General features: G+C 34.3%; 12 protein-coding genes. 5 read left to right on the plus strand and 7 right to left on the minus strand.

Annotated elements, in window-relative coordinates; genetic code table 11:
- Nucleotides 1-5: 5 nt before the first annotated feature.
- Nucleotides 6-317, minus strand: a complete 312-nt coding sequence (locus FLV_RS08080; protein ID WP_243232714.1) for a rhodanese-like domain-containing protein — start codon at nt 315-317, stop codon at nt 6-8.
- A 381-nt stretch (nt 318-698) separates the two neighbouring features.
- Here FLV_RS08080 and FLV_RS08085 point away from each other — a divergent pair, with 381 nt between their 5' ends.
- Nucleotides 699-1,340 carry a Crp/Fnr family transcriptional regulator gene (locus FLV_RS08085; RefSeq protein WP_243232716.1) on the plus strand — a complete coding sequence of 214 codons (642 nt, stop codon included), beginning with the start codon at nt 699-701 and terminating at the stop codon, nt 1,338-1,340.
- 186 nt (nt 1,341-1,526) lie between these two features.
- A complete protein-coding gene (locus FLV_RS08090) occupies nt 1,527-2,312 on the plus strand; it encodes a sulfite exporter TauE/SafE family protein (RefSeq protein ID WP_243232718.1) in 786 nt (261 codons plus the stop codon).
- A 338-nt stretch (nt 2,313-2,650) separates the two neighbouring features.
- On the opposite strand, the gene FLV_RS08095 is transcribed toward FLV_RS08090, so the two are convergent.
- The 6 genes from FLV_RS08095 to FLV_RS08120 form a co-directional block, all read right to left on the minus strand.
- A complete protein-coding gene (locus tag FLV_RS08095) occupies nt 2,651-3,046 on the minus strand; it encodes a helix-turn-helix domain-containing protein (RefSeq protein ID WP_243232719.1) in 396 nt (131 codons plus the stop codon).
- A gap of 233 nt (nt 3,047-3,279) precedes the next feature.
- Nucleotides 3,280-3,684, minus strand: coding sequence for a hypothetical protein (locus FLV_RS08100; RefSeq protein ID WP_243232720.1), 405 nt, complete (start codon nt 3,682-3,684; stop codon nt 3,280-3,282).
- A gap of 503 nt (nt 3,685-4,187) precedes the next feature.
- Nucleotides 4,188-4,802 (minus strand): hypothetical protein, encoded by a 615-nt coding sequence (locus tag FLV_RS08105; RefSeq protein WP_243232721.1) that lies wholly within the window; start codon nt 4,800-4,802, stop codon nt 4,188-4,190.
- Nucleotides 4,803-4,865: 63 nt separating this feature from the next.
- The gene (gene cydB / locus FLV_RS08110; protein WP_243232724.1) at nt 4,866-5,942 is read right to left on the minus strand and encodes a cytochrome d ubiquinol oxidase subunit II; all 1,077 of its coding nucleotides are present in this window, start codon (nt 5,940-5,942) and stop codon (nt 4,866-4,868) included.
- Nucleotides 5,943-5,944: 2 nt separating this feature from the next.
- A complete protein-coding gene (locus tag FLV_RS08115; protein WP_243232726.1) occupies nt 5,945-7,291 on the minus strand; it encodes a cytochrome ubiquinol oxidase subunit I in 1,347 nt (448 codons plus the stop codon).
- A gap of 263 nt (nt 7,292-7,554) precedes the next feature.
- Nucleotides 7,555-8,148 carry an HD domain-containing protein gene (locus FLV_RS08120; RefSeq protein ID WP_243232728.1) on the minus strand — a complete coding sequence of 198 codons (594 nt, stop codon included), beginning with the start codon at nt 8,146-8,148 and terminating at the stop codon, nt 7,555-7,557.
- Between the two features lie 265 nt (nt 8,149-8,413).
- Here FLV_RS08120 and FLV_RS08125 point away from each other — a divergent pair, with 265 nt between their 5' ends.
- The 3 genes from FLV_RS08125 (at nt 8,414) to FLV_RS08135 (ending at nt 11,689) form a co-directional block, all read left to right on the plus strand.
- Nucleotides 8,414-9,832, plus strand: coding sequence for an MBL fold metallo-hydrolase (locus FLV_RS08125; protein WP_243232730.1), 1,419 nt, complete (start codon nt 8,414-8,416; stop codon nt 9,830-9,832).
- An 800-nt stretch (nt 9,833-10,632) separates the two neighbouring features.
- The gene (locus tag FLV_RS08130) at nt 10,633-11,202 is read left to right on the plus strand and encodes a YeeE/YedE family protein (protein WP_243232732.1); all 570 of its coding nucleotides are present in this window, start codon (nt 10,633-10,635) and stop codon (nt 11,200-11,202) included.
- A 10-nt stretch (nt 11,203-11,212) separates the two neighbouring features.
- Nucleotides 11,213-11,689, plus strand: a complete 477-nt coding sequence (locus tag FLV_RS08135; protein ID WP_243232734.1) for a DUF6691 family protein — start codon at nt 11,213-11,215, stop codon at nt 11,687-11,689.
- Nucleotides 11,690-11,726 lie beyond the last annotated feature (37 nt).

Consider the following 11,726-nt stretch of genomic DNA (forward strand, 5'->3'; position numbering starts at 1 on the left):
CTTTTTTATGGGTTTACGGTATCACCTTCCCAATCCAGGATACCGCCAAGCAGATTATAGGCATTTTCAAAACCTAATTCATTCATAATCTGACATGCTTTTGCGCTTCTTGCTCCTGATCGGCAATACACATAGTAATTTTTATTTTTGTCTAACTCTTCTATTTCATAAATAAAAGCCTGACCTTTATTGATGTCGATGTTTACAGCATTTTCAATGTAGCCGTCGTTAAATTCGTCTTGAGTTCTTACGTCAAGTATTACTGCATTTTCGTCAGCCTGAAACTGAGCAACCCAATCTTCTTGTGATAAATTCATAGTATTGTGTTTTTTGTAAAATTAAAGGTTTTAACTAAATAAAATACGTACAAAATACGATTTCGATTATTATTCTCAGAAAACGTTTTAGAGAACGTAAAATTGTTAGTCTTTTACAAATTTACTCACTATTTTTAAAAAAATGGTCTATAAAATCGATAGAAAATAGGATTTTGTCATTTTAAATTTTCTTCTCTTAAAAATAGTTTTCTGATAATTTATACCATTCAAATCTGTTATCTTTGCAAACAATTATAAATTTTAGTTTGTTTTTGATAAAATCTGTAATAACAAAACATTAAGATTTTATTTTTTCCAACTGGAAGAAAAGACGAAAATTTAAAAAATTAAAATAGTATCGTTTATTTTTAAATATCATCCATGCAGTCTTCATTAAAAACCCTCTTTCCAAATTTCTCACCCGAACTGATTGCTACCATTGAAGAAAACGGGAGCGCACAAGATTTTAAGGCCGGAACAATCTTGATGCGAACCGGACAGTATATTAAAAATACCGTTTTAATTACCAAAGGAAAAATTAAAATCTATCGTGAAGGCGAAGATGGTGGTGAGTTTTTAATGTACTATTTACAGCCGGGACAGGCCTGCGCCATTTCGATGATTTGTACAGCAAAAAGCGAAAAAAGCCAGATTATGGCTAAAGTAACCGAAGACGTTTCGGTCATGATGATACCGCTGCAAATGATGGATAAATGGATGATGGAACACCGCTCCTGGTACGAATTTGTAATCGAAACTTACAGAAGCCGTTTTGAAGAAGTACTGGAAGTAGTTGACAATATTGCTTTCCGTTCTATGGACGAACGTTTGGAATTTTACCTCAAAAGACATTCTGACTCTTGTGGCTGTTCTGAAGTTAAACTTTCACATCAGGAAATCGCAACAGAACTCAATACCTCAAGAGAAGTCGTTTCAAGATTGCTCAAAAAAATGGAACAGCGTGGTCTGGTAAAACTAAACCGAAACCAAATTGAGCTATTAAAAACAAATTTCACGAATTAGCATGAACTATATTTTGTCACATTGAGCGAAGTCTAAATGCTTTATAGATTCTCAATTCCGCTAGAACCGAGATACAGATCTAGTAATACCAAAATCTTTTTAATCTGTGGTAAAAAATCTTCTTCTGTGATAAATGTTACTGTAGATTTCTAATTTGCAAACCACCTTTGCATCAAAACAAATGCAATGGAATATTTTGGGTATTTTGCCTCAATCATTATCGGAATTTCGCTGGGCTTAATTGGCGGTGGCGGATCGATATTGACCATTCCTATTCTTGTTTATTTGTTTAAGGTAAATCCGGAACAGGCTACTTCATATTCATTATTTATTGTTGGGATAACGGCTATGTCAGGAAGTTACAACCATTACAAAATGGGCAACCTGAAACTCAAATCGGCATTATACTTTGCGATTCCTTCAGTGATTTCTATTTTACTGATTCGTGAAGTTATTTTTCCTCAAATTGCAGCCACCCTATTTTGTATAGCCTCTTATTCGGTTTCAAAAGATTTCCTGATTATGATTGTCTTTTCAATTTTGATGATTACTGCAGCGATTTCCATGATTAAAAAAGACCAGCCCGAAATAAAAAACTCCGAAACCAATTATCCGCAATTAAGCCTGATTGGCTTTGTAGTTGGAATCGTGACCGGATTTCTGGGAGCCGGCGGAGGATTTCTAATAATTCCTGCCCTTTTATTTTTTGCCAAATTACCCATGAAACAGGCCGTTGGAACCTCATTATTGATTATCACTATCAATTCCTCTATTGGTTTTGCAGGCGATTTATACATCGGAACAACTATAAACTATACTTTTTTATTAAGCGTTTCAGCCATGGCTCTCCTCGGAATGGTAATTGGAAGTCAGCTTTCTAAAAAAATTGACGGTGCTAAACTAAAACCGCTTTTTGGCTGGTTTGTACTCGTAATGGGAATTTATATTATTACCAAAGAAATTTTATTTTAAACTTTAATAGTTTCACGCATTTTGCGCAAATTTTTCATTTGAATATTTTGAATTAGTTTCACTTGTAGAGTAGTCTTTGTCAGAGTTCTATACTTTGACAAAGATGAAACTAAAACACCTTTTAATTCCCTAAACATCAAACGGTTTTGTATATTTTGAGTGTTACCCGCGACCGGGTATCCACTTATATTTTTTCCTTACTAAAGAAACAAGAAAAAGAACAACTTTCTTATTCCTAACGCACCCTTAAGGTATAATTGCATTTTTCAGCATCTAAAAAAACTTTAGCCCAAAAGTAAATTTGGGCTAAAACAGAACGCATTTCAATTGGAGTTACATCAAATTTCCCCAAATTTTTCTTTGTATCGTCCAAGTTCAATTTCTGTCCTGCTTAAAAGCTTTTCTAACAATCTGATTTTGTCTTCATAAAGTTCTTTTAATGTAGAAGTATTTTCTGTGTTAATCAAAATACTGCCATTGTTATTACCTGTGATTCTATTAAAATTATTAAAATATCTGTCGTAATCAAAACTGATGATATCTTCAACACTCACATCAAGAATCCGTCCTATTTCGACCAGTTTTTCGTAACTCAAAGAAGTTTTTCCTTTTTCTATTTTACTATAGCCTGCCTGAGTTACGCCTAGTTTTTCTGCCATATATTCCTGAGTGTAATTTTTTAACTCTCTAATGTTTTTAATCTTGTTTTTAATTGTTGTTGTTGTTGTGGCCATATTTTTTCGATTTGGGGTCAGGTATAGCTAAAACAGCCCGCTATTAAACTTTTTAACAGCATAACTATACTTTATTTAGGGTATTCTAAAACTGGATTTTTCAGGGACAATAACACAGTTTTTCATTATTATTTTTTTCTGCTGGTAATAAAACAACCATACATTAAAGCAGCCATTATGAAAACTAAATCATAATGGAAAATTCCAAATAAATACATTTTTGATTCTTTTATTTAAGCAGTCTTTTTTATATTTCTTTCAAACTGAAGATCCAGATAATGATCTATCTGTTTGCCTATCAGAACACGGTCTTTTGGTGTAATTTTTATTTTTATTTCTTTTCTGTAAATATCTTTTACAAATACGAAATATACAAATTCTGAAGGGTTATCAAATCTTGCGACTATAATAAAAGCATAACATATAAGGGTCGGAATAATGTAGTATAAATCTATTAGGTCTGTAAAAATCATACAATAATAAGCTACGGCAGTTACGGCAATAAAGGCACCGTTTTCAAGAAAATATTTTTTCTTTTTTTTGAGCAGTCCAAGTTCTTTAATTTCATCTAAATGGTACTGCCAATTTTTAGATTTGTAGTAAAAATTAATCTTGTCGGTAAAAATAGTAATGAACATAATAATAAGAAAATAAAGGTTTGCGTAAAAATCTTCCTTTAGGAATCTTCAGGAAAAATTCTTAGATATGCAATATTAAGCATTAACTTCTTTTTTTTCTTACAACTCAAATTATAGAATATAACTGACAGTTGTAATTAAATCCTTAGGAAAAATGCTAGTACAAATTGTATTTATCCTAGATATCCTTTTCATTTTTTGCAAAGATTATGGATATGCAAAAGTTTTCTCTTTGACAACATCTTTTCAGTCTGAAACCTGTCCATGGGATTTTTATTGTTCTGAATTTATGAAAAGAACATATAAATCAGCTCTCAGACAACCGGCACCTGTTTCATTTTCTTTGCGTGCCTGCAGTTTAATAAACCGGGTTAATTTATAGTAGTCTTTACAAAGCGTAAATTATCGGCCAAATTCGTCGAACAACATCTGATTTCAGGATTATTACAAGAAGAATAAAACCTGAAACTATAGAAAAAATAGTCATTAAGAAGATTGCCGAATTATAAGAAGTGTTTTATATTTCTTATTTTATAAGATTCTATAATTATAAGAATAGAATTTATTACAAACAAATAATATCCAAATTTAACCTGATTAATATCCTCAAAAAAACCCGTACTAAAATACATTAATAAATATCCAACTAACAGAAGCAAATTTAATACGCTCAAAATAAGTAAAGCTTTCGTTTTCTTTTTAAATGAAAAATATATTAGTAAGCATGTTATTATCAAAATTAGAAAAAATGGTAAATCCAGAACATTTATAGAATCCAAAAAGTTATTGCTTTCCAAATTTTGTACAAATTGAATCCCTAATTGATAACCATTCATTGTAGCTTCATCTCTTAAACTTAAAAATCGATTGACAGTTTCTTGTTTTTTTTTCTTAAGTTCATTGAATGTATACTGAAATTCTTTTGTATTAGAATCACTATCAATTATTACTAAAACAGAATCCTGATGTATAGATTTTGTTTTAACAACTTCTGACAACGGGCTATTTTTCAACAAAGAATTCTTCATTAATTCTTTATCCGAACAAGTCTGAAAAAAAGGCAACAATAGTACAATTAAACTAAGCAAAGTTAGTTTTTTCAGTAATTTAAAACTCATACCCCTTCAGTTGTTTTGGTTGAAAAATAAATAGTTTATTTAGCAAATAAAGTGCCGAAATCTCTAATGCTCCCCATACCCAACATCATCCATCTTCCCGCTGAACACACGATACTGTATAATAAAATAAACAATTACCAAAAACAACGCAATAAAAAACCAGTTCAATCCCGCATTCAATCCGTATTCTCCGGCAGCTGTATTGTAGATAGTCAAAGATGGATTCACTTTATTTGTTGAAGGCAAAACATTCGGGAAAATCGAAACAGCTGTTGAGGCAAATCCGCCCACTAAAAACAACGAAGAAAATAAAAATCCGAAGCCATCTTTTTGGTACGAACGCACTTTGAACAATCCTATAATTCCAACAAAAGTCAGTAGTGGAAAAAACCAAAGAATTGGAGTTTCAATAAAATTATGAAACGGTTCCGGTTCGATAAAATGCCAGATTTGTAAGGAGATAAAAACTAAAATCAATAAAACGATATTCAGTTTAAAAACTACATTTTTAAGCTTCGGATTCAAAGATGAATTCGTTTTAAAAATAATCCAATTGGCACCGTGAATCGTTAAAGCCACAACACTTACAATTCCCAAAAACAAAGTAAACCAGTCAATAATTCCCAATTCATTTGCCTGTGGGCTAAAAGTCGGATTCCATAACGGCAGGAAGAAATAATGTGCTTCCTGGGTTGAAACGCCATTTTGAACCATTCCGAGGTTTACACCGCGAACGATATTCCCCAAAGCAATTCCGAAGAATAAAGCTAAAAGCAAACTTGCAATTCCAAAAGCTTTGTCCCAAATCGCCTCCCACATGTGATTGTGTACCTGTCCGCGCATTTCAAGTCCAATCGCACGGAAAATCAACAGCCATAAAATCATAATCAAAGGCAGGTAAAATCCGCTGAAAGAGGAAGCATATAAAGTCGGAAAAGCAAAAAACAAAACTCCTCCGGCAGCGATAATCCAAACTTCATTGGCATCCCAAAACGGACCAATGGCGTTTGTAATTGCTTTTTTATCTTTTTCTGTATTGGCAAAAAACAAATGAATAATTCCTGCTCCAAAATCGTAACCGTCTAACACTATATAAACGGCCAAAATCCCCATTAAAACTACGTACCAAAAAAATTCCATACTTATATTTTTTCTGTTGAAAGTTCCACATGATGCGGTCCTTTATTGATAATTTTTCCAATCAAAAGCAAAAACAGCATTCCGAGCAAAAGGTATAAACCTATAAAACCCAATAATGTAAACAAGGTATTTCCCGAAGAAACCGTTGGCGAAGCACCCGATGCAGTGCGCATTAAATTATAAACCAGCCAAGGCTGTCTTCCTAATTCTGCCGTGTACCAGCCTGTTGTATTCGCTATGTACGGAAACGGCATCATAAACATCAGCGACCACAAAAGCCATTTGGTTTCAAATAATTTTCCTCTGATTAACTGAAAAAGCGAGATGACCATCAAACCGATAAATACGGTTCCGAGTCCTACCATAATATGATACGCATAATACAATCCTGAAATATTGGTCGGATGCAGGTCTTCTTCAAACTGATCCAAGCCCTGAATTTCCTGATTCCAATTTCCATAGGTAAGGAAACTTAAAATATTAGGAACGGCGATTTTATTGTCCAGTTTTTTGTCTTTTACATCGGGCTGTCCGATTAAAACAATTTCAGAGCCTTTTTCTTCTGTGTGAAAAATTCCTTCCATAGCGGCAAAAGTCACAGGCTGATATTTCACTACATTTTTAGCCAGTAAATCTCCCGTTGGAACTGCTACAAAAAGACTCGAAATCAATCCGAAAATGACTCCTGTTTTCAGAAATAGTTTTCCAAAAGAAACATTTTTCCGACTCAAAATATAAAAAGCGCCAATTCCCGCCACAACAAAGGAACTTGTCACCAAAGATGCCGCCTGATTGTGTAAATAAGAAGGCCAAAGCCACGGATTTAAGAACAAGGCTTTAAAATTCGTCAGTACAAATTTTCCGTTTTCCAGAATTTCGTAACCCACCGGATTCTGCATCCACGAATGTGTGGCGATAATTAAGTAACCGCTTGCCCAGGATCCAATCATGATTAATACTCCGGTTACAAAATGCCATTTATGTCCGAGAAGTTTTTCTCCAAATAAAAAGATTCCCAAAAAAGAAGATTCTAGAAAGAACGAAAACATGCCTTCCATAGCCAGCGTCTGACCTATGATACCTCCTGTCAATTCGGAGAATTTTGCCCAGTTGGTCCCAAACTGAAACTCCATCGGAATTCCGGTTACAACCCCCATTGCAAAATTCAGGGCAAAAATCTTCATCCAGAAATGGGTGGCGTGATTGTATTGTTCGTTACTGGTTTTGAGATATTTCCACTTGAAGTAGACAATGATCAGCGAAAGACCCATTGTAAGCTGTGGAAAAAGATAATGAAAAGTAATGGTGAAGGCGAATTGCATTCGGTCATAAAAGAGCATTTCTTCCATAAGGTAATTTGTTTATGAAGTTCCACAAATTTACCCATTAAAACCCGAATTGCTGTCCTGTAAAACCAGTTTATTTGTAAAGTTTTAAACCATATAAGTGATATAAGTTCATTTTAATTTTTGTGGATATTTCGCCAAAGTTTGTCATTTCGACGGAGGAGAAATCGCACGCGGGATTCTACAAAGATTCGAAGATATTCTTTGTGGAGTTTCTGATGTGATTTCTCTCTTCGTTCGAAATGACAACATTGTGCTAAAAAAAATTAATCTTTCTTCAAAATCCCTTTTTCAACACTTTCATCTATCAATCCTTCAGCGTAATTCCACAAGGTTTTCGAGCCTTCTTTTATGATGCTCTTTTTTTCGTAAACCTTTTGATAATTTACACCAAATTCTTTCCATGTTCCGCCATCGTTAGAAGTGTTCTGTAATAAAGGTTCCAATCTGTCCATCGCTTTTGCAAATTTAGCTTCATTGGTTTCTCCTGCTTCAAATTCTTCCCAGATTGCAATTAGTTCTTCGGCCTGATTTTTTGGAAATAAACCAAAAATTCGATTTGCAGCCAATCGTTCTTCATCAGTATTCGAATGATTTTTTACGGTATCGTAAATAAAAACATCACCGGCATCAATCTCCACAATATCATGTATCAGAACCATTTTTACGACTTTCAAAACATCTATTGATTCATTGGAATGTTCTGCCAGTACAATTGCCATCAAAGCCAGATGCCAGCTGTGTTCAGCATCATTTTCACAACGATCGCTGTTAAACAATTTTGTTTTACGCTGAATGTATTTTACTTTATCAATCTCTTTTATAAAAGCGATTTGATCCAATAAGTCTTGTGTGTTCATATTTATGATTTTTGTAGAATTGTAAAATTACGCAGATTTATTTTTTCACCATATAAGTGATATAAGTTCATTTTAGTTTTTGCGCATATATATGAGTTCATATCATTTCAGCACGATTTAAACCCCAACTTACAATTACTTATATCACTTATATGGTAAAAACCACCAAACATTTTTTTTGGAAAAAACAAATTTCTGTAACATTAGTCACGTATTTTAAGAAAAAACAAAACTACCTTTGTTATCCCATTATTATTACCAAATTATGAAAATCGAACAAATTTACACCGGATGCCTCGCACAAGGTGCTTACTATATTACCTCAAACGGAGAAGCTGCGATTATTGATCCGCTTAGGGAAATTCAGCCTTATCTGGATCGCTTAGAACGCGATGACGTAAAACTCAAATATATCTTTGAAACACATTTCCATGCCGATTTCGTTTCGGGACACGTTGATTTGAGCAAAGAAACCGGAGCGCCAATCGTTTACGGAACAAATGCTAAACCCGAATTTGACTGTATTATTGCCAAAGACGAACAGGAGTTTAAAATTGGAGATATTACAATAAAAGCACTGCATACACCTGGGCACACGATGGAAAGCACAACGTATTTATTGATCGATGCCAACGGAAAAGATCACGCTATTTTCTCCGGAGATACTTTATTTATTGGCGATGTCGGCCGTCCTGATCTGGCTCAGAAAGCAGCCGGAATGACACAGGATGAATTAGCAGGGATTCTATTTCATTCGTTAAGAGACAAAATCATGACTTTGGCTGATGATGTAATCGTCTATCCTGCGCACGGTGCCGGAAGCGCCTGCGGGAAAAACATGAGTAAAGAAACGGTTTCGACTATCGGGAATCAAAAAGTTACCAATTATGCGTTGCGCGCCGATATGACTGAAGCCGAATTCATCAAAGAAGTTACGGATGGCTTATTGCCTCCTCCGGCCTACTTCAGCATGAACGTAGCCATGAACAAACAAGGATACGAAACCTTTGAATCGGTTTTACATAATGGATTGAAAGAGATTGATGTAAAAGATTTTGAAGCTGTTGTTGAAGAAACCGGAGCATTGATTCTGGATACAAGAACCGCTGCTGATTTCTGTAAAGGATTTATTCCTCAATCTATTAATATCGGAATCAATGGTGATTTTGCTCCCTGGGTTGGCACTTTAATTGCCAATGTAAAACAGCCGATTATTCTAGTTACCGAAGTTGGCACGGAAGAAGAAACCGTAACCCGTCTAAGCCGTGTAGGTTTTGATACAATCATTGGACATTTGAAAGGTGGTTTTGAAGCCTGGGAAAAAGCAGGTCTGGAAACAGATTATGTAAACCGAATTTCAGCTGAACAATTTGCAGGCGAAGTAAACATTCAAAAAGACAAAATAATCGATATTCGCAAAGAAACCGAATACGAAGCCGAACATATCGAAGATGCGTACAGCAAACCTCTGGCCTATATTAATGACTGGGTAAAAGACATTGATCCGAATGAGCATTTTTACCTACATTGCGCAGGAGGCTACAGAAGTATGATCGCCGCTTCGATTTTACAAGCGAGAGGTTTCAGAAATTTTACCGAAATTGAGGGCGGATTTGGAGCGATTGCAAAAACGGATATTCCAAAATCAGATTTCGTTTGTCAAAGTAAGATTTTGAAAGCGTAAACATTGATTTTTTTTACCATATAAGTGATATAAGTTCATTTAATTTCTGTGCGGTTTAACTATAAACTAGTTAAATTTATATGAGTTCATATAAGTTCGGCTCAATCTAAAATCAAACTTATAGTTACTTACATCACTTATATGGTGAAAAAAAACATAAACGCTTATGAGCTAATTTTACCATATAAGTGATATAAGTTCATTTAATTTCGGTGCGTTGTAAAACCTAACTGTAATTACTAAATGAAGTTGGATATAGAAAAAAACATAATCTTACCCTATAAATTAATATGAACTTATATAATTCGGTGCAATTTAAACTCCTACTTATATTTACTTATATCACTTATATGGTAAAAAAACATAAACGCTTACATGAGCCAATATAAGTTCGACAATTAAACTCCAACTTATAATTACTTACATCACTTATATGGTAAAAAAACATAAACGCTTACATGAGCTAATATAAGTTCGACAATTAAACTCCAACTTATATTTACTTACATCACTTATATGGTAAAAAAACATAAACGCTTACATGAGCCAATATAAGTTCGACAATTAAACTCCAACTTATAATTACTTACATAACTTATATGGTAAAAAAACATAAACGCTTACATGAGCTAATATAAGTTCGACAATTAAACTCCAACTTATATTTACTTACATCACTTATATGGTAAAAAAACATAAACGCTTACATGAGCTAATATAAGCTCGGCAATTAAGCTCCAACTTATAATTACTTATATCACTTATATGGTGAAAAAAAACTTTAATTTTTACAATAAAACATGAGTACACTTGAAATTATAAAAGAACCTTGGCCTTGGTATGTTGCAGGCCCGCTGATTGGATTAACTGTTCCAATTTTATTAATTATCGGAAATAAATCTTTCGGAATCAGTTCGTCATTGCGCCATATCTGTGCAATGTGTATTCCCGCCAATATTCCTTTTTTTAAATACGACTGGAAAAAAGAAAGCTGGAATTTATTTTTCGTACTCGGAATTTTTCTTGGCGGCGTTATTGGTGCGTACTTCCTATCCAATCCAAATGCTGTTGTCATCACACCCGAATTGTCAGCCAAATTAGCCACTTACGGAATCACAGACCACACCGGTTTAGTACCGGCACAATTATTTTCCTGGGAAAGTCTGTTAACGCTTCGCGGATTCATCATGATTGTTGTTGGGGGATTTTTAGTAGGCTTCGGAACACGATATGCCGGCGGATGCACGAGCGGACACGCAATTATGGGATTATCAAACCTGCAATGGCCTTCATTAGTCGCAACTATCTGTTTTATGATTGGCGGTTTTATAATGGCATTATTGATATTACCATATATTCTTTCACTTTAAAATTTTAAAAATGAGTTTAGAAAATAAAAATACAGACAGCGAAGGAATCAACGCAAGTCAGCAAAACGAATCCGCATTCGGAAATCTAAAGTATTTAATTGTTGGTATCTTTTTCGGCATTGTATTCGTAAAAGCCGAAATCATCAGCTGGTTCCGCATTCAGGAAATGTTCAACCTGGAATCTTTCTTTATGTATGGCGTAATCGGAAGTGCCGTTGCTGTCGGATTACTATCAGTGCAATTGATTAAAAAATTCAATATCAAAACACTTCAGGGCGAAAAAATCGAAATCCAACCCAAAACGTTCAACAAAGGACAAATCTACGGAGGACTATTATTCGGTTTTGGCTGGGCGATTACCGGCGCATGTCCTGGACCATTGTTCGCTCAAATTGGTACAGGCGCAACAGTGATTGTCGTAACTTTAGTAAGTGCCATTGCCGGAACATGGGTTTACGGTTTGATAAAAGACAAGCTTCCTCACTAAAAATTAGTTTCAGGTTTCAAATTTCAAATTGAAAAAC

The sequence above is a fragment of the Flavobacterium pectinovorum genome (assembly GCF_022802975.1).
GTDB lineage: Bacteria > Bacteroidota > Bacteroidia > Flavobacteriales > Flavobacteriaceae > Flavobacterium > Flavobacterium pectinovorum_B.